General features: G+C 72.0%; 24 protein-coding genes. 21 read left to right on the top strand and 3 right to left on the bottom strand.

Translation table 11 applies throughout. The features are described from left to right. The first annotated feature begins 2 nt into the window (after positions 1–2). The 7 genes from thrC (at position 3) to prmC (ending at position 8,156) form a co-directional block, all read left to right on the top strand. Positions 3–1,382, top strand: a complete 1,380-nt coding sequence (thrC, locus tag MUE36_01690; protein ID MCU0309640.1) for a threonine synthase — start codon at positions 3–5, stop codon at positions 1,380–1,382. Between the two features lie 47 nt (positions 1,383–1,429). Continuing rightward, the gene (locus MUE36_01685; protein MCU0309639.1) at positions 1,430–2,590 is read left to right on the top strand and encodes a cofactor-independent phosphoglycerate mutase; all 1,161 of its coding nucleotides are present in this window, start codon (positions 1,430–1,432) and stop codon (positions 2,588–2,590) included. Positions 2,591–3,024: 434 nt separating this feature from the next. Then, positions 3,025–4,755, top strand: a complete 1,731-nt coding sequence (rho, locus tag MUE36_01680) for a transcription termination factor Rho (GenBank protein MCU0309638.1) — start codon at positions 3,025–3,027, stop codon at positions 4,753–4,755. An 88-nt stretch (positions 4,756–4,843) separates the two neighbouring features. Next, positions 4,844–5,053: a 50S ribosomal protein L31 gene (gene rpmE, locus MUE36_01675; protein ID MCU0309637.1), complete on the top strand. Its 210-nt coding sequence runs from the start codon at positions 4,844–4,846 to the stop codon at positions 5,051–5,053. Positions 5,054–5,237: 184 nt separating this feature from the next. Then, complete coding sequence (locus tag MUE36_01670) at positions 5,238–6,176, top strand: hypothetical protein (protein MCU0309636.1); 939 nt, start codon at positions 5,238–5,240, stop codon at positions 6,174–6,176. Beyond that, positions 6,173–7,246: a peptide chain release factor 1 gene (prfA, locus tag MUE36_01665; GenBank protein MCU0309635.1), complete on the top strand. Its 1,074-nt coding sequence runs from the start codon at positions 6,173–6,175 to the stop codon at positions 7,244–7,246. Before MUE36_01670 ends, prfA begins: the two co-directional genes overlap by 4 nt. Positions 7,247–7,250: 4 nt before the next feature. Beyond that, positions 7,251–8,156 (top strand): peptide chain release factor N(5)-glutamine methyltransferase, encoded by a 906-nt coding sequence (gene prmC / locus MUE36_01660; protein MCU0309634.1) that lies wholly within the window; start codon positions 7,251–7,253, stop codon positions 8,154–8,156. Positions 8,157–8,189: 33 nt separating this feature from the next. On the opposite strand, the gene MUE36_01655 is transcribed toward prmC, so the two are convergent. Together MUE36_01655 and MUE36_01650 are read right to left on the bottom strand one after the other, a co-directional pair. Further along, positions 8,190–8,948 (bottom strand): zinc-ribbon domain-containing protein, encoded by a 759-nt coding sequence (locus MUE36_01655; protein MCU0309633.1) that lies wholly within the window; start codon positions 8,946–8,948, stop codon positions 8,190–8,192. Positions 8,949–9,009: 61 nt separating this feature from the next. Next, on the bottom strand, positions 9,010–9,912 hold the full coding sequence (locus tag MUE36_01650) for a 1,4-dihydroxy-2-naphthoyl-CoA synthase (GenBank protein MCU0309632.1): 903 nt from the start codon (positions 9,910–9,912) through the stop codon (positions 9,010–9,012). Between the two features lie 86 nt (positions 9,913–9,998). Between MUE36_01650 and MUE36_01645 the strand changes: the two genes are divergently transcribed. Continuing rightward, positions 9,999–10,427, top strand: coding sequence for a cyclic nucleotide-binding domain-containing protein (locus MUE36_01645; GenBank protein MCU0309631.1), 429 nt, complete (start codon positions 9,999–10,001; stop codon positions 10,425–10,427). A 6-nt stretch (positions 10,428–10,433) separates the two neighbouring features. On the opposite strand, the gene MUE36_01640 is transcribed toward MUE36_01645, so the two are convergent. Beyond that, a complete protein-coding gene (locus MUE36_01640; protein MCU0309630.1) occupies positions 10,434–11,951 on the bottom strand; it encodes an acetyl-CoA acetyltransferase in 1,518 nt (505 codons plus the stop codon). Positions 11,952–12,096: 145 nt separating this feature from the next. Between MUE36_01640 and MUE36_01635 the strand changes: the two genes are divergently transcribed. The 13 genes from MUE36_01635 to atpD form a co-directional block, all read left to right on the top strand. Then, the gene (locus tag MUE36_01635) at positions 12,097–12,645 is read left to right on the top strand and encodes a hypothetical protein (protein ID MCU0309629.1); all 549 of its coding nucleotides are present in this window, start codon (positions 12,097–12,099) and stop codon (positions 12,643–12,645) included. A 42-nt stretch (positions 12,646–12,687) separates the two neighbouring features. Next, complete coding sequence (locus MUE36_01630) at positions 12,688–13,926, top strand: serine hydroxymethyltransferase (protein MCU0309628.1); 1,239 nt, start codon at positions 12,688–12,690, stop codon at positions 13,924–13,926. A gap of 20 nt (positions 13,927–13,946) precedes the next feature. Then, on the top strand, positions 13,947–15,218 hold the full coding sequence (locus MUE36_01625; GenBank protein ID MCU0309627.1) for an undecaprenyl/decaprenyl-phosphate alpha-N-acetylglucosaminyl 1-phosphate transferase: 1,272 nt from the start codon (positions 13,947–13,949) through the stop codon (positions 15,216–15,218). Between the two features lie 136 nt (positions 15,219–15,354). After that, a complete protein-coding gene (locus tag MUE36_01620) occupies positions 15,355–15,600 on the top strand; it encodes an AtpZ/AtpI family protein (GenBank protein MCU0309626.1) in 246 nt (81 codons plus the stop codon). Next, positions 15,597–16,064, top strand: coding sequence for an ATP synthase subunit I (locus MUE36_01615; GenBank protein MCU0309625.1), 468 nt, complete (start codon positions 15,597–15,599; stop codon positions 16,062–16,064). Before MUE36_01620 ends, MUE36_01615 begins: the two co-directional genes overlap by 4 nt. Continuing rightward, complete coding sequence (atpB, locus tag MUE36_01610) at positions 16,061–16,825, top strand: F0F1 ATP synthase subunit A (GenBank protein MCU0309624.1); 765 nt, start codon at positions 16,061–16,063, stop codon at positions 16,823–16,825. Before MUE36_01615 ends, atpB begins: the two co-directional genes overlap by 4 nt. An 86-nt stretch (positions 16,826–16,911) precedes the next feature. Continuing rightward, positions 16,912–17,184: an ATP synthase F0 subunit C gene (gene atpE / locus MUE36_01605; protein MCU0309623.1), complete on the top strand. Its 273-nt coding sequence runs from the start codon at positions 16,912–16,914 to the stop codon at positions 17,182–17,184. Between the two features lie 94 nt (positions 17,185–17,278). Continuing rightward, positions 17,279–17,836 carry a F0F1 ATP synthase subunit B gene (gene atpF / locus MUE36_01600; protein MCU0309622.1) on the top strand — a complete coding sequence of 186 codons (558 nt, stop codon included), beginning with the start codon at positions 17,279–17,281 and terminating at the stop codon, positions 17,834–17,836. Between the two features lie 23 nt (positions 17,837–17,859). Then, positions 17,860–18,396 carry a hypothetical protein gene (locus MUE36_01595; GenBank protein MCU0309621.1) on the top strand — a complete coding sequence of 179 codons (537 nt, stop codon included), beginning with the start codon at positions 17,860–17,862 and terminating at the stop codon, positions 18,394–18,396. After that, complete coding sequence (gene atpH, locus MUE36_01590) at positions 18,393–18,917, top strand: ATP synthase F1 subunit delta (GenBank protein ID MCU0309620.1); 525 nt, start codon at positions 18,393–18,395, stop codon at positions 18,915–18,917. The genes MUE36_01595 and atpH overlap by 4 nt, the downstream gene beginning before the upstream one ends. Positions 18,918–18,939: 22 nt before the next feature. After that, the gene (atpA, locus tag MUE36_01585; GenBank protein ID MCU0309619.1) at positions 18,940–20,577 is read left to right on the top strand and encodes a F0F1 ATP synthase subunit alpha; all 1,638 of its coding nucleotides are present in this window, start codon (positions 18,940–18,942) and stop codon (positions 20,575–20,577) included. Between the two features lie 3 nt (positions 20,578–20,580). Beyond that, the gene (locus tag MUE36_01580) at positions 20,581–21,555 is read left to right on the top strand and encodes a F0F1 ATP synthase subunit gamma (GenBank protein MCU0309618.1); all 975 of its coding nucleotides are present in this window, start codon (positions 20,581–20,583) and stop codon (positions 21,553–21,555) included. 29 nt (positions 21,556–21,584) lie between these two features. After that, the coding region (gene atpD / locus MUE36_01575; GenBank protein ID MCU0309617.1) for a F0F1 ATP synthase subunit beta at positions 21,585–22,598 on the top strand (1,014 nt) is incomplete at its 3' end.

Genomic DNA, 22,598 nt, shown 5'->3' with positions numbered 1-22,598 from the left:
ACGTGAGCACGAGGGGGTCGGCGCCCGCCCTCGACTTCGCCGACGTGCTGCTCGCCGGCCTGGCGGTGGACGGCGGCCTCTACGTGCCCTCGACCTGGCCGGCGCTCGCCGCCGACGCTCCCCGGCGGTTCGCATCGATGCCCTACGCCGACGTCGCCGTCGAGGTCATGTGGCCCTTCGTCGAGGGCAGCGTCGACCGTGACGCCTTCGTGGCGATGGTGGGCGACGCGTACGCCACCTTCGACGCGCCCGACGTCGTGCCCCTCGTCGACATCGGCGACGGGATCTGGCTGGCCGAGCTGTTCCACGGACCCACGCTGGCGTTCAAGGACGTGGCGCTCCAACTCGTCGGGCGGCTGTTCGACCACGTCCTGACCGAACGGGGCGATCGGGTGACGATCGTGGGGGCGACCTCCGGGGACACCGGGTCCGCCGCCATCGAGGCGTGCCGCGACCGCGCCAGCATCGACATCGTGATCCTGCACCCCGAGGGCCGGGTGTCGGAGGTCCAACGACGCCAGATGACCACCGTGACGGCCCCGAACGTGCACAACCTCGCGGTGCGGGGCACGTTCGACGACTGCCAGGACCTCGTCAAGGCCCTGTTCGCCGACACCGGGTTCCGGGAACGCCGACGCCTCTCGGCGGTGAACTCCATCAACTGGGCCCGGGTGATGGCGCAGGTCGTCTACTACGCCACCTCCGCGGCGCGGCTCGCGGCCGGCGCCCCCGTCGCCTTCTCGGTGCCCACCGGGAACTTCGGCAACGTCTTCGCCGGCTACGTCGCCCAGCGCATGGGCGTCCCCGCCAGCCGGTTCGTCGTCGCCTCGAACCGCAACGACATCCTCACCCGGTTCCTGACCAGTGGGGCGATGACCATCGGCGAGGTCCATCCCACGCTGAGCCCGAGCATGGACATCCAGGTCTCGTCGAACCTCGAACGGCTGCTCTTCGAGCTCTACGGGCGCGACGGCGCAGCCATCGCCGAGCTGATGACACGGTTCCGGGCCGAGGGCACCGTTGCGATCGGCGACGGGCGCCTCGACCTGCTTGCCGAGCACTGGGCGGCGGCCCGGGTGGACGACGACGAGACCTCGGCCACCATCCGGGAGGAGTACGAGCGCCACGGCCGGCTGCTCGATCCCCACACCGCGGTCGGCCTGGCGGCCGCCCGCCGGGCCCGGGGCGACGCGACGGTGCCGATGGTGGTGCTGGCGACGGCGCATCCCGCGAAGTTCCCCGACGCCGTCGAGGCGGCGACGGGCGTCCGACCGGCGCTGCCCGCCCACCTGGCGGACCTCTTCGAGCGCCCCGAGCGCTTCGACGTCGTGGACGCCGACCTCCTCACGCTCGAGACGGCCATCGACGGCGCCCTCGGCTGATCGCGGCGGTCACCCGCCCGGTGGGCGGGCGGTCCTCGCGTTGGGCCATGATCACGACCATGAAGTACGTGGTGTGCGTCCCCGACGGCTGTGCCGACGAGCCCCTCGAGTCGCTCGGGGGACGAACGCCCCTCGAGGTCGCCCACACGCCGCACCTCGACGCGTTGGCGGCGCGTGGTGAGGTCGGCCGGGCAGGGGTGATCCCCGACGGGCTGCCGCCGGGGTCCGACGTCGGCAACATGTCGATCTTCGGCTACGACCCCGCCCGCTACCACACCGGTCGGGCGCCGATCGAGGCCGCCGCCCTCGGGCTGAAGCTCGCCCCCGACCAGGTCGCCTACCGGTGCAACCTCGTCACCGTCGGCGACGACGGCACCATGGTCGACTTCGCCGGGGGGCACCCCTCCACTGCCGAGGCCGCCGGGGTGCTCGAGGCGCTCGACCGCGAGCTCGGCGGGGACGGCGTGTCGTTCCACCCCGGCGTGCAGTACCGCCACATCATGGTCGCCCCCCAGGACTGGGTGGAGGCCGAGTGCGTCCCCCCGCACGACCTCACCGGCAAGCCGTCCGTGTGGCCCACCGGTGCCGCCGCTCCGCACCTGCGCCGACTGATGGAGGCGTCCCGGTCGATCGTGGGGGCCAGCCCGCTCGCCGCCAACCAGGTGTGGCTGTGGGGCCAGGGCTTCCAACCCCGGATGCCGTCGTTCGCCGACGCCTACGGCCTCGACGCGGCGCTCGTGACCGCCGTCGACCTCGTCAGGGGGCTCGGGGTCCTCACCGGCATCGAGGTCGTCAACCTCGAGACGGCCACCGGGTGGTACGACACCGATTACGAGGGCAAGCGCGACTGCGCCCTCGACGCGCTGGCCGACGGGGCCGACCTCTTCATCATCCACGTCGAGGCCAGCGACGAGGCCGGGCACGCAGGCGACGTGGAGGAGAAGGTCCGCGCCCTCGAGAACTGGGACCGGCGCATCCTCGCCGACCTCGTCCCCGGCCTCGACCGACTCGGGCCGTGGCGAATGCTGCTGCTGCCCGACCACGCCACCCCTCTGGCCCTGCGGACCCACACCCCCGACCCGGTCCCGTACCTGCTCGTCGACTCCCGGCACCCGGGCGCAGGGGGCACGTACACCGAGGCCGGGGTGGCCGACGCCCCCCTGGTGGTCGGCCACGAGCTCATGGCCCGACTCGTCGGGGTGCGCTGACCGGGCCGACCGCCCCCGGACGCGCCGGAGGCCCGACCCTGGGGTCGGACCTCCGGGTCGCCGGTCGGGAGGAACCGGCCATCGTGGGGATGACGTCAGCCGGTCATCCGGGGCGTGGGCATCACCGCGGCGGGAGGTGATGCCCGGTCTACGGAGCCGGACCGGCCCCGGATGAGATCCCGCGGGCCGTCGCGGCGGTTGCCGCACCGCCCCTCCGCCACTACCGTGTCAGGGCCGTCGATCGGCGGAGACCCCTTCGAGGGCGTCCGAACCGGTCGACCGGAGCGGTCGGCGTCGACGCAGGGGGCTCTCACGCCCTCACGTCGGTTCCGGCCCGGGCCCGGCGCTCTGCCGTGTCAGCCCCCTCCCCGCCATCGAAGCGATGGCCTTCCCCCCGTGGCCTTCCTGCCACGTCCCCGACGAGGTGCACACCGATGAGCGCGGATTCCGAGCAACTCGAACGATCGGCGCTCGAGCGCAAGGATCGCGACGAGCTGATGACCATCGCCACGGCGCTGGGCGGCAAGCCCGGGTCGAGGGCCAAGAAGGCCGACATCGTCGACCTCGTCCTCGAGCTGACCGGGGTCACCACGCGGACCGACGTCGCCACCGAGGTCGCAGAGCCGGCCGACGCGTCGGCGCCCGCACCGGCTGAGCCGGAGGCCGTCGCCATCGAGCCGGAGGCCGCCCCGTCCGAGCCCGAGGCCATCGCGTCCGAGCTGGGCGACGAGCCGGGGGACGCGACCCCCTCCCCGGCACCCCGCTCCCGCCGGACCCGCCGGACCCGCGACGCCGAGGCCGAGGCCGAGTCCCACGAGCCGGCCCCCGACACGACCGACGACGAGTCGACCGGGGTCGAGGCCGCCGAGCCCGGCCCGGCCTCCCTCCCCGCAGCCCCGACCGACGGCCCCCCGACGGCGTCGTCCCCCGGGAACGGCGCCGAGGCCGAACCGGGTCGGCGACGTCGACGCCGCGGCCGGGACCGCGGCACCGACCGGGGCGAGCGCCCCGATCGCCCGGACGACGTCCCCGCCGCCGAGGCGGCGGAGGTGGAGGGGCTCCTCGATCTCCGGGACGAGGGCTACGGCTTCATCCGGGTCGACGGCTACCTCCCGGGCAAGGACGACGTGTACGTGTCGGTCAAGCAGACCCGGCAGTTCGCGCTCCGCCGGGGCGACCACATCAAGGGCACCAGCCGGCCGGCGACCCGCAACGAGAAGAACCCCGCTCTCCTGCGCATCGACGCCGTCAACGGCGCCGACGTCGAGGTGGCGCGCGGGCGACGCCGGTTCGAGGACCTCACCCCGTTGTTCCCCGACGAGCGGCTCCGGCTCGAGACCCCTGACAGTCCCTACGACATGACGGCGCGGATCATCGACCTGATCTGCCCGATCGGGAAAGGTCAGCGGGGGATGATCGTGTCGCCGCCCAAGGCGGGGAAGACCACGGTCATGAAGCAGATCGCCAAGGCGATCGAGACCAACAACCCCGAGGTCGAGCTGATCGTCCTCCTCGTCGACGAGCGTCCCGAGGAGGTCACCGACATGCGCCGGTCCGTGAAGGGTGAGGTGGTCGCCTCGACCTTCGACCGACCCACCGAGGAGCACACCGCGATCGCCGAACTGGTCATCGAGCGGGCCAAGCGCCGGGTCGAGGAGGGCAAGGACGTCGTGGTGATCCTCGACGGCATCACCCGACTCGCCCGCGCCTACAACCTCGCCGCTCCCGCCACCGGGCGCGTGATGAGCGGCGGCATCGACACCGGTGCCCTGTACCCGCCCAAGAAGTTCTTCGGCGCCGCCCGCAACATCGAGGAGGGCGGTTCGCTCACGATCCTGGCGACGGCCCTCGTCGAGACCGGGTCGAAGATGGACGAGGTGATCTTCGAGGAGTTCAAGGGCACCGGGAACATGGAGCTGCGCCTCGACCGGCGCCTCGCCGAGCGGCGGGTGTACCCGGCGATCGACGTGGACGCCTCGTCCACCCGTCACGAGGAACTGCTCTTCGACCGGCCCCAGCTGCAGAAGGTCTGGAAGCTGCGTCGGGTGCTGAGCGGGCTGGCCGCGGAGTCCGGCAGCGGGGGAGCGGGCCTCGAGATGCTCGTCGACCGCCTCGGCGAGTTCCGCTCCAACGACCTCTTCCTCGACGAGATGGGGAAGGCCTGAGCCGTCCGGTCGACCCGGCCGCAGATTGCGATCCGGGCGGGACCCCGGCACACTTGTCCGTCCCTCAGTTTTCGAAGCGGAGAGCGCCATGAAGGCCGACATCCATCCCGAGTACGTCGAAGCGACCGTGCGCTGCTCGTGCGGCAACACGTTCACCACCCGCTCGACGCAGGCCGAGCTCACCTCCGAGCTCTGCAACGAGTGCCATCCCTTCTACACCGGGAAGCAGAAGCTGGTCGACACCGGCGGGCGCATCGAGAAGTTCGAGAAGCGGTACGGGACGCGTCGGGCCAAGTAGCCCCGTCCCCTCCGTCCGTGCCCGTCGACTGGGGCCCGCCGTCACCCTCGACCCCGAGCAACGTTCGCGGCTCCTCGCCGCCAAGCTGACCGCTCTCGTCGCCGACCTCGACGCCGGCGCAGCGGGCTCCCCCGGCGCGGACGACCCCGAGCCGCCCGCCGTCCAGGACACGTTCCCCGGAGGGGTGGCGACGCGCCGGGGCACGGTGGGCTGGGTGCTCGCCGTCGACGACGCACCCTCCGCCCTCGGCCGGGCCCTGGTGTGGTCGAGGCGCCACCAGCTGAGCGAGCTGCACCTCCTCGTCGACGACCCCGGAGAGGCCGGCGTGCTGGCCCGGCGGGCCGGCGCGTTCGCCGTGCCCCCTCGGGTGTGGTCCGTCGAGGGCCGAACCGCCCGCCCCGCCGTTCCGGCCCCGTCGCCCGGTCCGGTCGAGCCACCGGCGGTGGCCCGCGGCCTCGCCGCCGCGCTCGCCGAGGCGGGCACCGAGGTGGTCACCGAGCACGGTCAGATCCGCGGTGAGGTGCTGGGCCTCGAGGTCGCCCGGGTCGTGGTCGACGAGGACGCGGCCGGCGCGGCGGTGGCGGCCCGGATCGAGGTCGGCGTGGGGCGCCACGACAGGGACGCGTTCGCCATGCTCCACGGCGCCATGCCGACCCCCGCGGCGTTGGCGACGGTGATCGACAAAGTCAGGACGCATCGTCGCCACGACGCCGAGGCCCACCCGTTGGGGCGCCTCGCCGCCGAGCGGTGGCTCCGCGTCCGGATCCTCGAGCACCCGGAGCTCGTCGGTGCGTCACGGCTGTCGCCCGCCGACCCCACCGTCCCCCGCGACGGGGTCAAGGACGTGGCGCCGGCCATCGCCGTCGGCCACGACGAGCGGGGTGGAGCGGTGGTGGTGGCGTGCTCCGTCGGGATCGACCCCGACCTCGTGCCGGCCGCCGCCGATGCCCGGCTCACCCACGCGCCCGACGGTCGACTGGTGCTCGTCGTGCCTGAGCGTGACGCCCACCGCGTGACCCGCGACCTCGCCGCGGCCCTGGCCGTGCCCGCCGAGCTCGTGGTGGTCCCCGGCGACTGGCGTCGCCTCGACCCGGGGTCGGCCGCTGCGGACGCCGCGCCGTGAGCATCCTCGACCGGCTCGACGCCCTCCAGCGAGAGCTCGACGAGGTGGAGGTGGCCCTCGCCGATCCCGAGGTCCTCGCCGACCAGCGCCGTTACCGGGAGGCGAGCCGCCGGTACGCGGAGCTCGGGGCCCTCGTCGGCCGGCTCCGCGAGCTGCGCCAGGCGACCGACGACCTCGCCGTGGCCCGGGAGATGCTCTCCGACGCGGGGGTCGACGACCGCGAGGTCCTCCGGGCCGAGATCGACGACGCCGAGGCGGCCATCGAGCGGCTCGACGAGGAGGTCAAGGTCCTGTTGCTGCCGAAGGACCCGAACGACGGGCGCAACGTCATCGTGGAGGTGCGCGGGGCCGAGGGTGGGGAGGAGGCCAACCTCTTCGCCCGGGACCTGTTCGGCATGTACCGGGGCTATGCCGCGCGCATGGGCTGGTCGCTCGAGGTGATGGGTGCCCAGGAGTCCGATCTCGGCGGGTTCAGCGAGGTGACCTTTCGCCTCGCCGGCGACGGCGTGTGGACCCGGATGAAGCACGAAGGCGGACCCCACCGGGTCCAGCGGGTCCCCGTCACCGAGAGCCAGGGCCGCATCCACACCTCGTCGGCGACGGTCACCGTCCTCCCCGAGGCCGAGGAGGTCGACGTGGACCTCGACCCGAACGACCTGCGCATCGACGTCTACCGGTCGTCCGGCCCCGGCGGTCAGTCGGTCAACACCACCGACTCCGCGGTGCGCATCACGCACGTGCCGACCGGTGTGGTGGTGGCGATGCAGGACGAGAAGAGCCAGATCCAGAACCGGGAGAAGGCGATGCGGGTGTTGCGCAGCAAGCTCCTCCAGCGCGAGCAGGAACGCAAGGCCGCCGAGGCCTCCGGCGCCCGCCGGGCCCAGACCGGGGGCGGGGGTCGCTCGGAGAAGGTTCGCACCTACAACTTCAAGGAGAACCGCGTCACCGACCACCGGATCGGCCTCACCCTGTACAAGCTCGACAAGGTGCTCGCCGGCGAGCTCGACGACGTGGTGGACGCGCTCGTGGCCGACGAGCGGGCCACCCAGCTCGCCGCGGACGACACCTGAGCCGGTGGACGAGGGGTCCGGTCCCGAGAGCACCGTGTCGTGGCGGATGCTGCGCGCCGAGGCCGAGCGCCGCCTCCTGGAGGCGGCGCTCGACGACGGCAGCGACCCCGTCCTCGACGCCCGGCGCCTCGTCGAGCGGGCCTCCGGTGAGTCGGGAGCGGCCCTGGTCCTGGCCCTCGATCGCCCCGCCACGGTCCGCGAGGTGGGCTTCTTCGACGGGATGCTCGAACGTCGACTGACGGGCGAGCCGCTGCAGTACGTGCTGGGCGTCTGGTCGTTCCGCTCGCTCGAGCTGTTCCTCGACCCCCGGGTGCTCATCCCGCGACCCGAGACCGAGCAGGTCGTCGATGCGGCCCTCGGGGAGCTCGACCGCTGCCGCGCCCCCAGCGGCGGCGAAGGGGGTCTCGTCGTCGACCTGGGCACCGGGTCGGGCGCCATCGGGCTGGCCGTCGCCGCCGAGCGGTCGGGCGTGGAGGTGTGGTTGACCGATGTCTCGGCCGCCGCCCTGGACGTGGCCCGGGCCAACCTCACCGGCCTGGGCCGGGCCGCCACCCGGGTCCGGGTCGCGGAGGGACGCTGGTTCGAGGCCCTGCCGCCCGAGCTCGCCGGTCGCTTCGACGTCGTCGTGTCGAACCCGCCCTACGTCGCCTCCGACGACGAGTTGCCCGCGGTGGTCAGGGACTGGGAGCCGGCATCGGCCCTCTTCGGGGGATCGGACGGGCTCGACCACCTCCGCGAGCTCGTCGCCGAGGCCCCGCGGTGGCTGGCCCCCGGCGGGGCCTTGGTGCTCGAGTCGGCCCCGACCCAGGTCGGACCCGTGGCCGCCATGGCGCGGGACCGGGGCTTCGCGACCGCCACGGTCGTCCCCGACCTCGCCGGGCGCGACCGCGTCGTCGTCGCCCGCCGCTGAGCGGCCCCGGCCCGGACGGGCCCGGGGCCGGCGTCACAACAGCTCGAAGCCCTCCACCAGACGGCCGAACTGGGGGTGGTCGGGGTAGATCGACAGGCTCTGGAGCACGAACAGCTGGTCGCGCCGGCGGATGAGCAGGGCATCGACGGTGGCCGCCTCGTCGCCCTGATCGAGGCCGGTCACCTTCAGCCGCCGGGCAGGGAGGCCGGCGTAGGTGGCCTCGTCGTTCTCGGTCACCCGGCCGCCGAGCTGGGCGGCCCACTGCTCGGCGGTGGTGGCGAGCGAGGCCTCGACGTTCTCGCCCTCCGGGAACGGGACGGTGCTCCAGATGACGGACAGCTCGGTGTCGGGCACGGTCGCCGTCCCGCCGAACTCGGCCAGCCACAGCTCGGCCGTGCCGCTGTCGGCGCCCGGGAAGGGCGTCGTGCCCCGGGCCCGTTCGACCGGCATCTCGGCCTGCCAGCCGGCGGCCTCCTCGGTCTGCGTCGTCCAGCCGTCGTCGGCTTCGCGATCGAGGAAGGGGATCTCGTTCACCGCGTTGTTCAGCCAGCGCGGGCCCTCCACCGCCCCGAGGAGGATCGCGGCGACGAGGAGCCCGAGGATCACCACGAAGGCGATCAGGACCACGCGGCCGAGGCCGGCCCTCCCGACCTGGGCCGTGCCGGGCCGGGGCGCCGTCATCGGCTCCTCGGCTCCCGGGCTGACGTCGGTGCCGCAGATGCGGCAGCGACGGGCGTCGGCGTCGTTCTTGGCGCCGCAGCTCGGGCACCTGACCTTGGTCCTCGATCCCATACCCCTCTCCGTCGTCACGTTGGGGCTCGAACGTGAGCGACCGGGTGAGATTCCCGCCCGCTCAGTAGTGCCAGGGGAACTCCGACCAGTCCGGGTCGCGCTTCTCGAGGAAGCTGTCGCGTCCCTCGGCGGCCTCGTCGGTCATGTAGGCCAGGCGGGTCGCCTCCCCGGCGAAGACCTGCTGGCCCACCAGCCCGTCGTCGATGAGGTTGAAGGCGAACTTCAACATGCGCTGCGCGGTCGGGCTCTTGGCGTTGATCCGCGCGGCCCAGTCGAGCGCCACCGACTCGAGCTCGGCATGGGGGACCACGGCGTTCACCATCCCCATGCGGTGGGCCTCCTCGGCGTCGTAGGTGTCACCGAGGAAGAAGATCTCGCGAGCGAACTTCTGGCCGACCTGGCGGGCGAGGTATGCAGAGCCGAACCCGCCGTCGAAGCTGGCCACGTCGGCGTCGGTCTGCTTGAACCGGGCGTGCTCGGCACTGGCCAGGGTGAGGTCGCACACCACGTGGAGCGAGTGGCCGCCGCCGGCCGCCCAGCCGGGGACCACGCAGATCACCACCTTGGGCATCATGCGGACGAGGCGCTGCACCTCCAGGATGTGGAGGCGCCCCGAGCGGGCCGGGTCGATGCCCTCGGCCGTCTCGCCCTCCGCGTACCGGTAGCCGTCACGGCCGCGGATGCGCTGGTCGCCGCCCGAGCAGAACGCCCAGCCGCCGTCGCGGGGAGAAGGCCCGTTCCCGGTGAGCAGCACGCACCCGACGTCGCTCGACTGTCGGGCATGGTCGAGCACCCGGAAGAGCTCGTCGACGGTGTGGGGGCGAAAGGCGTTGCGGACCTCCGGGCGGTCGAAGGCCACCCGCACCGTCCCCTGTCCGACGGCGCGGTGGTAGGTGACGTCGGTCAGGGACTCGAAGCCGGCGACGGGTCGCCACATGTCGGGATCGAACAACTCGGAGACCATGGGGCGAGGCTAGGGGGTCGCCACGGGTACGATCGCGGTGTCGCCCACGGTCAGGGGGCCGGGGGCACGGGAAGAGGCGGTGGGCCGTGTTCCACAAGCGCTCCAAGTCGATCGGCGGCGTCGCCAAGTTGCGCGAGACGTCGTTCTTCGAGGGGTTCGGCGACGACGAGCTGGCCCGTGTCGCCGAACTGGCCGACGACGTCGAGGCCCAGGTCGGGGCAGTGCTCATGGAGCAGGGTCGGGTCGGCCAGGAGTGCTACGTGATCATCGAGGGTCGGGCGGGCGTCTACGTGGCGGACGAGTACGTCACCACCCTCGGCCCGGGGTCGATGGTGGGGGAGATGGCGTTGGTCGACCACCTGCCGCGGGTCGCCAGTGTCGTGGCCGAGACGCCCCTGTCCCTCGTGGTGTTCGACGCCCGGCGGTTCCGGATGCTGCTCGAGGAGATGCCCAAGGCCGAGGAGCGGGTGCTGCGGCTGCTCGCCGACCGGCGCAAGGCCAACCGCGCCCGCTGAAGCGGCTCAGGCCGGCGATTCGATGATGAACCCGGCGTCGCCGGTGCGCACCGCCGACGCCCCCACGAGTTCGGTCGTCTCGGCGGCGGCCATCAGCCCCGGATCGGTGCTCGTGCACCAGGCCCGGTCGCCGCGAGGCGTGCGGACCGCGGCACGCGCCTGGTGCGGGCCCTCACGGTCGTGGACGACGGTCACGCTCTCGACGACCGCCGGCCCGGTCCAGTCGTCGTCCAGGGCGACCGCCGGGAGGGCGTCGACCTCGGCCTGGGGGGTCGAGGAGCGGAATGCCCCGGCCGCAGGCGGCTCGGTGCCGAGCACCAGGAGGGCGTGCTCGGTCGTCCACCCGCCGTTGGCGGTGCACAACCCGGTGCTGCCCGGGTCGCGGCGCAGGACGTCGGCCATCGTGGCGAGGCCGTGCGTGGGGTAGTCGTTCCACGGCCCACCGGCGAAGTTCATCCCGCCGGTGACCGTGAGCGGGAGGCGGGCACCGATCCCGCCCCAGCCCGAGCCGTCGGCTTCGGTGAGCAGGCCCAGCTCCCGGGCGGCGATCTGCACCGCGGACGGGAAGCACGAGTACAGGTCGACGTGGTCGAGGGCGTCGGGCTCCGTGCCGGCGAGGGCGAAGAGGTCGCGACCCGCGACGCGGATCGCCGGCGACGAGCACAGGTCGACCCTGTTCGACACGAACCAGTGGTCGACGGCCTCGGCGCCGGCGTGCAGGAAGACCCAGCGGTCGCGGGGCACGCCGTGGTGCTCGGCAGCGGCGACCGAGGTCAGGATGACCGCCGCGCCCTGGTCGACGTGGTTGTTCGAGCACAACCGCTTCGTGTACGGGAAGGCGATCATGCGATTCCCGGGGCCGGGCTCCCAGAGGTCGGCGGCCGCCGGGGCCGTGCGGTCCCACGCCCAGGGGTTCCCCGCGGCGACGCGGGAGAAGGCGCTCCACAGCTCGCCGATGCGGTGGCGGTGGGCGAGGACGTCGAGGCCGAGCCCGGCCCGCAACGCCACCTCGAAGAGGGCGTAGATGGGCGGTGCCTCGGCGATGCCGCGCTCCCGTTCGAGCGGCGAGCTGAGGGGGTCCTCCGGTCCGTAGGGCTCGGGTGCGCCCTCGGTGCCGACCTGGGCGGTCCATTCCGGCGGCGTCCCGGCCGCACGGGCCCGGCTCCGTGTGCGCCACGCCTCGGCGCCGCACACCACGGCCACGTCGATCTCCCCGGCCTGGATGGCCCGGGCGGCGTCGATCACCATCGAGCCGGCCAGGTTCCCGCCCATGCGCGACTGGAGGTGCTGGCGGGGAGCGGCACCGACCGCCGCCGCCACGAGGCGTCCCACGTGGGCATAGCGCCACGACAGCTGCCCGACGGTGCGCATCGAGTCGATCGACCGCAACAGGTCCCGACCCCCACTGTCGGCCTCGGCGGCGCGCAACGCGAGGGCCATCAACTCGGCGGGCTCCGGCGACGGCTCGTCGGCGTGGTGGGTGATCTGGCCGCCGCCGACCAGCACGGGCGTCCGCGGATCCACTGTCGTCACGTTCCCCTCCCGGCCGGGCGGGGCTCCGCACCCCGGGGCCACGGCGGCCCCGGACGGTAACGGCCGGCGGGGGCGGACCTACAATCCGGGCATCGACGTGCTCTGTGTCTGCACCGGAAACGTGTGCCGTTCCCCCATGCTCGAGGTGATGCTCGACGAGGCGCTGCGCGCCCGGCGTGTCGACGCCCACGTGCACTCCGCCGGCATGTGGGAGGACGGCCACCCGGCCGCGGCCCACTCGGTCGACGAGGCGGCCGCCCGGGGCCTGGCGCTCGCCGGCCACCGGTCCCGGGTCATCGACCGTGACCTCGTGCTCGGGGCCGACCTCGTGATCGCGCTCGCCCGCCGCCACGTCCGCGACGTCGCCGGGACGGTGCCCGGCGTGTTCGGGCGCACCTTCACGCTGAAGGAGCTGGTGCGTCGCGGGCGCGAGGTCGGGCCGATCCCGGCGGGCTCGACGCTCCCCGAGTGGCTCGAGGCCGTCGGACGCGACAGGGTGGCCGCCACCTACCTCCGCCCCGACCCCGACGACGACGTCGCCGACCCCGTCGGGGGGACCCGGGCCCAGTTCGCCCGGACCGCCGCCGAGCTCGAGTCGCTCGCCGCGGCCCTGGCCGGCCTGCTCGCCCCCGCCGCCCTCGGCACGCCCCCCGTCGACCTCGACGCCATCCCCGACCGATCGTGACCGCACCCCCGACGGCGTGCGCCGCCAGACAGGAGCACCACCATGTGGCCCGCCGACGATGACCGCGAGCTGTTCACGCTGATCGACGCCGAGGTCGATCGGCAGAACACGACGCTGCAGCTGATCGCCTCCGAGAACTTCACCTCCCCCGCGGTGATGCGGGCCACGGGCTCGGTGCTCACCAACAAGTACAGCGAGGGCTACCCCGGCAAGCGGTACTACGGCGGCAACGCCGTCGTCGACGACATCGAGGATCTCGCCAGGGAGCGGGTCAAGGCCTTGTTCGGGGCCGAGCACGCCAACGTCCAGCCGCACTCCGGGGCCAACGCCAACCTCGGCGTCTACCTCGCGCTGCTCGAGGCGGGCGACACGGTGATGGGCCTCAGCCTCGATCACGGTGGCCACCTCACCCACGGCTCCCCGGTGAACATCTCGGGGCGCTTCTACGACTTCGTGTCCTACGGCGTGTCTGCCTCCGACGAGCGGATCGAGGTGGACGCCCTGCGCGAGCTGGCCCACGAGACCCGCCCGAAGATGATCATCGCCGGGGCCACCGCCTATCCCCGGGTCATCGAGCCCGCCCCCCTGCGCGAGATCGCCGACGAGGTGGGGGCGCTGCTCATGTTCGACGCTGCCCACATCGCAGGCCTCATCGCCGGCGGCGCCCACCCCAACCCGGTGCCCTATTGCGACGTCGTGACCTTCACCACCCACAAGACGCTCCGTGGTCCCCGGGGTGGCTGCATCCTCAGCCGGGCCGAGCACGCCGCGGCCATCGACAAGGCCATCTTCCCCGGGCTCCAGGGCGGTCCTCTCGAGCACGCCATCGCCGCCAAGGCGGTCGCCTTCCGCGAGGCCTCCCAACCGGAGTTCGCCGACTACGCCCACCAGATCGTGACGAACGCCCGGGCACTCGCCGAATCGTTGGCCGGCGAAGGGTTTCGCCTGGTCTCCGGAGGGACCGACAATCACCTGCTGCTCGTCGACCTGCGCTCCTTCGACGCCGAGCTCACCGGCCGGGAGGCCCAGGAGGTGCTCGACCGGGCGGGCATCACCCTGAACAAGAACACCGTGCCCGACGACCCGCGCTCGCCCTTCGTCACCAGCGGCGTGCGCATCGGCACGCCGGCGGTCACGACCCAGGGGATGAGCGAGCCCGAGATGGCCGAGATCGGCTCGCTCATCGCCCGGGCGCTGCGGGTGCGGTCCGACGACGGGGACCTGGCGGCCGTGCGCGACGACGTGGCCAACCTGTGCTCGAAGTTCACGCCGTACGCCTGAGCGGGACGGCTCCCTGACCCGTGCCTGAGCTCGGCGCCTACATGGTGGTGCTGGCCGTCGTGGCCGCCACCACCTTCGTGGTCCTCTTCGGCGTCCGCCGTCTGGCGGTGCGCATCGGCGCAGTGGTCCGTCCCGACGAGCGGAGGGTCCACGACCGGCCAACCCCCACCCTCGGCGGCGTCGCCATGCTCGTCGGGCTGCTGGCGGGGATGGGCGTGGCGTGGGCCATGGGCGACTTCGCCGCCGTGTTCAGCGGGACCACCGAGCCGCTCGGCCTGGTGATCGCCGCGATCGCGATGCTCGTCGTGGGCGTCGTCGACGACCTGAGGGAGGTGTCGGCGCCGGCCAAGCTCGCCGGGATGGTGATCCCGGCCACCGTCCTGGTGCTCTCCGGCATCGCCATCCTCGTGTTGCGGATCCCCTTCCTCGGGGTCTTCGTGCTCTCCACCGACTGGTCGTACCTGCTGTCCGTGCTCTGGGTCGTGGGGATGGCCAACGCCATCAACTTCATCGACGGGCTCGACGGGTTGGCCGGAGGCATCGGCGCCATCGCCGCCGGCAGCTTCTTCCTCTACTCCCTCCAGCTCGGCGACCAGGGTCTGCTCGCCCCCGGGAACCTCGGGCCGCTGCTCTCGGTGATCGTGCTCGGCATGTGCGTCGGGTTCCTGCCCCACAACGTGCACCCGGCCCGGATCTTCATGGGCGACGGCGGCGCGCTGCTCCTCGGCCTCCTGCTGGCCGCTTCGACCATGGTCGTCGGGGGCCGGGTCGACCAGCAGTTCAGCGGCCAGTCGTTCTTCTTCTTCGCCCCGCTCCTCATCCCCCTCGTCATCCTGGGGGTCCCGCTCCTCGACACGCTCTTCGCCATCGTGCGACGCGCCACCACCCGGTCGGGCATCTCGACGGCGGACAAGGGCCACCTGCACCACCGCCTCATGGACCTCGGCCACGGGCACCGGCGCAGCGTCTTCATCCTCTGGGCGTGGACGGCGTTGCTGTCGGGCTTCGTGCTCTACCCGACCTACACCGGTTCCGGTGACGCCATCGTGCCCATCGGCATCGCCGCGATCCTGTTGTCGCTGTTCACCGTCCTGCGTCCCGGTTCGCGACCGTGGCGCCGGGGAGGGGCGAAGGGCGACGTCGCCGAGGGGGTGGCGGACGAACCCGACGGCGCCGGCGACGCCGACGCCGGGGCCGGGAGGCCCGGTGCGCGGCCCGCCGTCGTGGGACCGGTCGCCCACCTCCCGGTGACCGCGACCCCGGACGAGGGCGACGAGCCCACGGCGGGCTAGCGCGACGAAGTTGCGGCCCCCGGGCGGCCCCACTAGTTTGCGAATCGCTTCACAAGCGCCGGGACGACCGGCGCGCACATCCGCTCCCGTCGATCCGCACCCGATGGCGGATCGCGACGAACGACAGGTCACGTTGGTGGACGTTTCGCAACGGCGCGAGGTCTCACAACAGATGTACCGGCAGGCCGGAGGCTGGGAGCTCGCCCTCTCCCCGGTTCTGTTCGCCCTCATCGGCTACGGACTCGACCGGCTCTTCGGCACCGTCCCCGTGATCACGATCGTCTTCGCCGTGCTCGGGCTCGTCGGCGCGGTCGTGCGCCTCTACTACGGCTACGACGCCGAGATGAAGGCCCACGAGGAGAGCGGATCGTGGAGGCGATGATGCTCGAGCCCGCCAGCGCCGTCGAGGGCCCGTCCCCCGAGGGGATCATCGCTCGCGACCTCGTCAAGCGGGCCGCCATGATCGCCCCGGCGCTCCTCGTCGTCTTCGGTCTCATCTGGGGCCTCGACGGGGCCCTGTCCACCGCCTACGGGCTGGCCATCGTGGTCGCCAACTTCGTCCTCGCCGCCGCACTGCTCGCCGGCGCGGCACGCATCTCCCCGGCGCTGATGATGTTCGCCGCCCTCTTCGGCTACCTCGTGCGCCTCAGCCTCATCTTCCTCGCGATCTGGCTCGTCCGCGACGCCTCGTGGATCGAGCTCGTGCCGTTCGGGATCACGGTGATCGCCACCCATCTCGGCCTTCTGCTGTGGGAGATGCGCTTCATCTCGGCGTCGCTCGCCTACCCGGCGCTCAAGCCCACCGCCACCTCTCACCCCGCATCCAAGGAGTCGTCCTCCCAGTGATCTTCGGACTCGAGTTCCCCACCATCGAGCAACTCGTCGAGTGGCCCAACATCATCGGCGACGACGGCGTCTGGTGGGGGTTCAACAAGATCGGCCTGATCTACCTCATCGCCACGCTGGCCACGACGGTGCTCTTCCTCCTCGCCCGCAAGGGCCGGATGGTCCCGAAGGGCGTCCAGAACCTGGCCGAGTCCTCGGTGGCCTTCATCCGCGACGGCATCGTGATGCAGACGATCGGCCCCGACGGGCTGCGCTACATCCCGTTCCTGATCAGCCTCTTCTTCTTCATCCTCATCAGCAACTTCTTCTCGGTGGTCCCGGGCTTCCACATGCCCGGCAACGCCCGCATGGCCGGCCCGGCGTTCCTGGCGCTGTTGACCTTTGCGTTCTTCATCGCCGTCGGCCTCAAGCACCAGGGGCCCAAGTACTTCATCAGCGCCGTGGCCCCGCCGGGTGTGCCGAAGCCCCTCTATCTCGTGGTCGTGCCCATCGAGATCCTCTCGACCTTCATCGTGCGGCCCTTCTCCCTGGCCGTGCGTCTCTTCGCCAACATCCTCGCCGGCCACATCCTGCTCGTGACCTTCAGCGTCCTGTGCATCACGCTGTTCACGGCGTCGTTGCTGGTCCTCGCCCTGCCGTTCTCGTTCGCCATGCTCGTCGCCCTCACCGGGTTCGAGGTCATGGTGGCCTTCCTGCAGGCCTACATCTTCACGATCCTCGCCGCCGTGTACATCGGTGGCGCCATGCACCCCGAGCACTGAGTCCCCCGGGCCCCGGCCCGGATCCCGATCCCCTGCAGTCACCGTCACCCGGTGGCGCAACCCACACAACAGGAGAGCAAGACCCAATGAGCATCCTCGCCCAGGTCACCTACGAAGCCACCTCCAAGGGCGAAGCCCAGGCCATCACCGCCGCCGGGCAGGCCGGCCTCGCCTACGGCCTCGCCACCATCGGTCCCGGCATCGGCATCGGCTACCTCGTGGGTCAGTCGGTCCAGGCCATGGCCCGCCAGCCCGAGGCCGCCGGCATGGTGCGCACCACCATGTTCCTCGGCATCGCGTTCACCGAGGCCCTCGCCCTGATCGGCTTCGTGGTCTTCATCCTCATCAAGTTCGTCTGATCCGGCCCGGCCGCCCCGATCGCCGCGACGCGGCGGGGCGCCGGCCCGTCGGATCCGTTCCCCTTCCACCCGACATCGTCAAGGGAGACCCTCCGTGGTCGCTTTCTCAACGATCCTCCTCGCTGCCACCGAAGCCGGTGAAGCGGTCGCGGAGACCAAGAACCCGATCCTCCCCGAGGTCAGCGAGATGCTCTGGGCGGGAGTGTTCTTCCTGCTGCTGTGGGCGCTCATGAAGTTCGTGCTGCTCCCGCCCGTGCTGAAGACCATGAACGACCGCGACGACAAGGTCCGTGAGGACCACCAGGCCGCCGAGCACGCCGAGATGGTGCGCACCACGAAGCTGTCGCAGTACGAAGAGGGGATGGCAGGCGCCCGCGCCGAGGCGGTCGCCCTCATCGAGGCCGGCCGCGCCGAGGGCGAGGCCCAGCGACGCGAGGCCGTCACCGCCGCGGAGGCCGAGGTGGCCGAGCAGCGGGCGGCGGCCGCCGCCGAGATCGCGGAGGCCAAGGCCCGGGCCCGGGGCGAGCTCACCGGCAGCCTCGCCGACATCGCCGTCGGTGCCGCCGAGGCCGTCGTGCAGAAGCCCCTCGACCGCTCCGCTCAGGTGCAGGTCGTCGAGGACTACGTCAACCGCACCGGCTCGCAGAACTAGCGCCGGATCGACAGGAGATGCACATGCTCACCCAACTGGTCATCGCCGCCGCCGGCGAGCCCAACGGCCAGATCCTCCCGCACAAGATCGAAGAGGTCTGGTGGGGGACCCTGGCCTTCCTGATCGTGGGCGCCCTCATCGTCTGGAAGGGCGGCCCGGCGATCAAGGGGATGTGGAACGGCCGGATCGACCGGCTGCGCAACGAGCTCGAGTCGGCCGCCGCGGCGCGCGCCGGCGCCGAGTCCGAGCTGGCTGCCGTCGAGGCGTCCATCGCGGACGCCGAGAACGAGAAGGCCCGGCTGGTCGCCGAGGCCCGCCAGACCGCCGAAGTGGTGAAGGCGCAGCTCGTCGAGCGGGCCACCACCGACGCCGCCGAGGTGCGGGCGCGGGGGCTCGCCGACGTGGAGGCCACCAAGGCCCAGGCGACCAGCGACCTGCAGGCCGAGATCGGGGTGCTCGCCATCGGCGCCGCCGAGGCCGTCGTGGCCAACAGCCTCGACGAGGCCACGCAGGCCGAGCTCATCGACAGCTACATCGCCAAGGTCGGATCCCGCGCATGAGCGCCCGCATCGACCACTACGCCGACGCGTTCCGTCTGGTCCTGCACGCCGAGGGCGGGGCCAACGAGGTCGTCGACGAGCTGTTCCGCTTCGCCCGGGTGCTCGAGGGCTCCGACGAGCTGCGTGACGCGCTCTCCGACCCCCACATCCCCGTCGAGCGGCGTCAGCAGATCGTCGAGGACGTGCTGAGCGCCAAGGCCACGGCCACCACGCTCGGGCTGGTCTCCCTCGTCGTGGCGACCGGCCGTGTGCACGAGCTGAGCGAGATCGTCGACGCCCTGCTCGAGAAGACCTCGACCGAGGGCAGCCGGGTCATCGCCCAGGTGCGCTCGGCGGTCCCGCTCACCGACGACCAGAAGGCCCGCCTCGCCGAGGCGCTCAAGGCCAACACCGGCAAGGACGTCGACCTCGTGGTCGTCGTCGACCCCGACGTGCTCGGCGGGCTCGTCACCCAGATCGGCGACACCGTCATCGACGGCTCCGTGCGCCAACGCCTGTCCCAGCTCCGCGAGTCGTTCTGAACCGCTTCGAAGGAAGACGTCCATGGCTGAACTGACCATCAACACCGGCGACATCGCCGCCGCCCTCCAGAAGAACCTCTCCGGGTTCTCCCCGTCGCTCGAGGCCACCCAGGTGGGTCGCGTCCTCGAGGTGGGCGACGGCATCGCCCGGGTGTCGGGCCTGCCCGACGTGGGCGTGAACGAGCTCCTCGAGTTCGAGGGCGGCACCGTCGGTCTCGCCCTCAACCTCGACGAGGACTCCATCGGCGCCGTCGTGCTCGGCGACGGCGAGGCCGCCGCGGCCGTCGAGGAGGGCAGCCCCGTGCGGGCCACCGGCCGCATCCTCTCGGTCCCGGTCGGCGACGCCATGCTCGGCCGGGTGGTCAACGCCCTCGGCGAGCCCATCGACGGCAAGGGCCCGATCGTCGGCGCGCAGCTGCGCCGCATGGAGATCCAGGCCCCCGGCATCACGGGTCGCAAGCCCGTGCACGAGCCGATGCAGACCGGCATCAAGTCGATCGACGCGATGACCCCCATCGGCCGGGGTCAGCGCGAGCTCGTCATCGGCGACCGCAAGACCGGCAAGACCACCGTCTGCATCGACACGATCCTGAACCAGAAGGGTCAGGGCGTGAAGTGCATCTACGTCGCCATCGGGCAGAAGTCCTCCACGGTCGCCCAGACCGTGAGCACCCTCGCCGAGTACGGCGCCCTCGACTACACGGTCGTCGTCGTGGCCCCGGCCAGCGACCCCGCCCCGTTCAAGTACCTCGCCCCCTACGGCGGCTGCGCCATGGGGATGCACTGGATGGACAACGGCGAGCACAGCCTCATCGTCTACGACGACCTCTCCAAGCAGGCCGAGGCCTACCGGCAGCTCTCGCTGCTGCTGCGTCGCCCGCCGGGCCGCGAGGCCTACCCCGGCGACGTGTTCTACCTGCACAGCCGGCTCCTCGAGCGGGCCGCCAAGCTGTCCGACGACCTGGGCGCCGGCTCCCTCACCGCCCTCCCGGTCATCGAGACCAAGGCCGGCGACGTGTCCGCCTACATCCCCACCAACGTCATCTCGATCACCGACGGGCAGGTCTACCTCCAGGACGACCTCTTCAAGTCGGGCGTGCGGCCCGCCGTCGACGTGGGCATCTCGGTGTCCCGGGTGGGCGGCGACGCCCAGATCAAGGCGATGAAGAAGGTCTCGGGCAGCCTCAAGCTCGACCTGGCCCAGTTCCGCGAGCTCGAGGCCTTCGCCACGTTCGGGTCCGAGCTCGACAAGATCTCCGCCGCCCAGCTCGAGCGCGGCTACCGCCTCACCGAGCTGCTCAAGCAGGGCCTCAACTCGCCGATGCCGGTCGAGGAGCAGGTCGTCGTCATCTTCGCCGGGACCAACGGCTACCTCGACGGGATCGACGTGGCCGACGTGCGCCGCTACGAGACCGACCTGCTCGACTTCATGCGCGGCCGCCACGGCGCCCTGCTCGACGACATCCGCACCACCGGCGAGCTCCCGGCCGGCGTGGAGGACGCGGTGAAGGCCTTCACCGACGAGTTCCTCGCCAGCGAGGGCCGCAGTGGCTCGATGCCCGATGCCGAGGACCTCGGCGACGCCGACCTCACGAAGGCCGGCGGTCTGGCCGAGGCCACGCTCACCGAGACCGAGGTCTCGCGCGGGGACGAGGCCTGACCCGTGGCTGGAGGTCAGGAGCGGATCCTTCGCCGACGCATCAAGAGCGTCGAGTCGACGAAGAAGATCACCCGCGCCATGGAGCTGATCGCCGCCACCCGCGTCGTGAAGGCCCAGGACCGCGCGGCGGCGTCGCGTCCCTACGCCGAGGAGATCACCGCAGTGATCCTCGACCTCGTCCGCGCCGGGGCCGCCCGGGAGAGCGCCCTGCTCCGCTCCTACGACGACGCACAGAAGACGGCGATGATCGTCATCACCTCCGACCGGGGACTGTGCGGCGCCTACAACTCCACGATGATCCGCAACGCCGAGCGCGAGCTGATCGACCGCCGGGCCGACGGGCTCGACTACGCGCTGTTCGTCGTGGGCAAGAAGGCACAGGCCTACTTCAAGTTCCGTGGCTACAAGATCGAGGAGACGTTCCTCGGGGTCACCGACCAGCCCACCTACGACCAGGCCCGTGACGTGGCCTCGGCGGTGCGCCATCGCTTCGAGGCGGGGGAGTTCCGCGAGGTCGACCTCGTGTACTGGCGCTTCCTGTCCGCCGGCAACCAACAGCCGGTCATCCGCCGCTTCCTTCCCCTCCAGATCGACGAGTCCGAGGCCGACGAGCCCGTCAGCGACCTCGAGTACGAGCCGAACCCGACGGTGATCCTCGACGAGCTCCTGCCCCGCTACGTCGAGTCACGGATCTTCTCGGCCATGCTCGACGCCTCGGCGTCGGAGCACGCCGCCCGGCAGCGGGCCATGAAGGCCGCCACCGACAACGCCGAGGAGCTCAAGACCAATCTCACCCGGGTCATGAACCGGGCCCGCCAGGACTCGATCACCACCGAGATCATGGAGATCGTCGGAGGCGCCGAGGCCCTGAAGGCCGACAAGCGCGAGCCCGAGGAGCTGCTCCCGCTGTCGCTGCAACCCGAACACCTCTTCCCCAGCCACCTCGACCCGCTCGACCGGTCGGCGACGCTCCACTGAGCGCCGCGAGTACAGGAGACACCACGCCGATGACCGTTACCGACAACGACACCACCCTCAAGGACGGCCGCGTCGTCGCCATCGCCGGCCCGGTGGTCGACGTGGAGTTCCCGCGCGGGCACCTCCCGGAGATCAACCACGCGCTCGAGCTCACGGTCTCCGTCGACGGCGAGCCGGTGAACGTGGTCGCCGAGGTGGCCCAGCAGATCGGCGACAGTCGCGTGCGGGTCGTCACCATGAAGCCCACCGACGGCCTGACCCGGGGCACCGCGGTCCGCAACACCGGGCGGGGGATCACCGTCCCGGTGGGCACGGCCGTGCTCGGCCACGTGTTCAACGTCATCGGCGAGCCCCTCGACTCCCCGCTCGCCGAGGAGAACGTCGAGCGCTGGGAGATCCACCGGGAGCCGCCGGCGTTCGACACCCTGGAGCCGAAGGCCAACGTGTTCCCGACGGGCATCAAGGTCATCGACCTGCTCACCCCCTACCTGGCCGGCGGCAAGATCGGCCTGTTCGGCGGTGCCGGCGTGGGCAAGACCGTCCTCATCCAGGAGATGATCAACCGCGTCGCCTCGCAGCACGGCGGTGTGTCGGTGTTCGCCGGAGTGGGCGAGCGCACCCGTGAGGGCACCGACCTCTGGATCGAGATGGAGGAGTCGGGCGTCATCGACAAGACCGCCCTCGTCTACGGCCAGATGGACGAGCCGCCCGGTGTGCGCCTCCGCGTCGCGCTGTCCGCGCTCACCATGGCCGAGTACTTCCGCGACGTCCAGAACCAGGACGTGCTGTTCTTCGTCGACAACATCTTCCGCTTCGTGCAGGCCGGCTCCGAGGTGTCCACCCTCCTCGGCCGCATGCCCTCGGCGGTGGGCTACCAGCCCACCCTCGCCGACGAGATGGGCGAGCTCCAGGAGCGCATCACCTCGACCCGGGGCCGCTCGATCACCTCGCTGCAGGCCGTGTACGTGCCCGCCGACGACTACACCGACCCGGCGCCGTTCACCACCTTCACCCATCTCGACGCCACCACCGAGCTCTCCCGC

Source organism: Acidimicrobiales bacterium (assembly GCA_025455885.1).
GTDB lineage: Bacteria > Actinomycetota > Acidimicrobiia > Acidimicrobiales > Acidimicrobilacustridaceae > Rhabdothermincola_A.
Note: the sequence above shows the minus strand (reverse complement) of the source record. Positions and strands in the feature narration are given on the sequence as shown.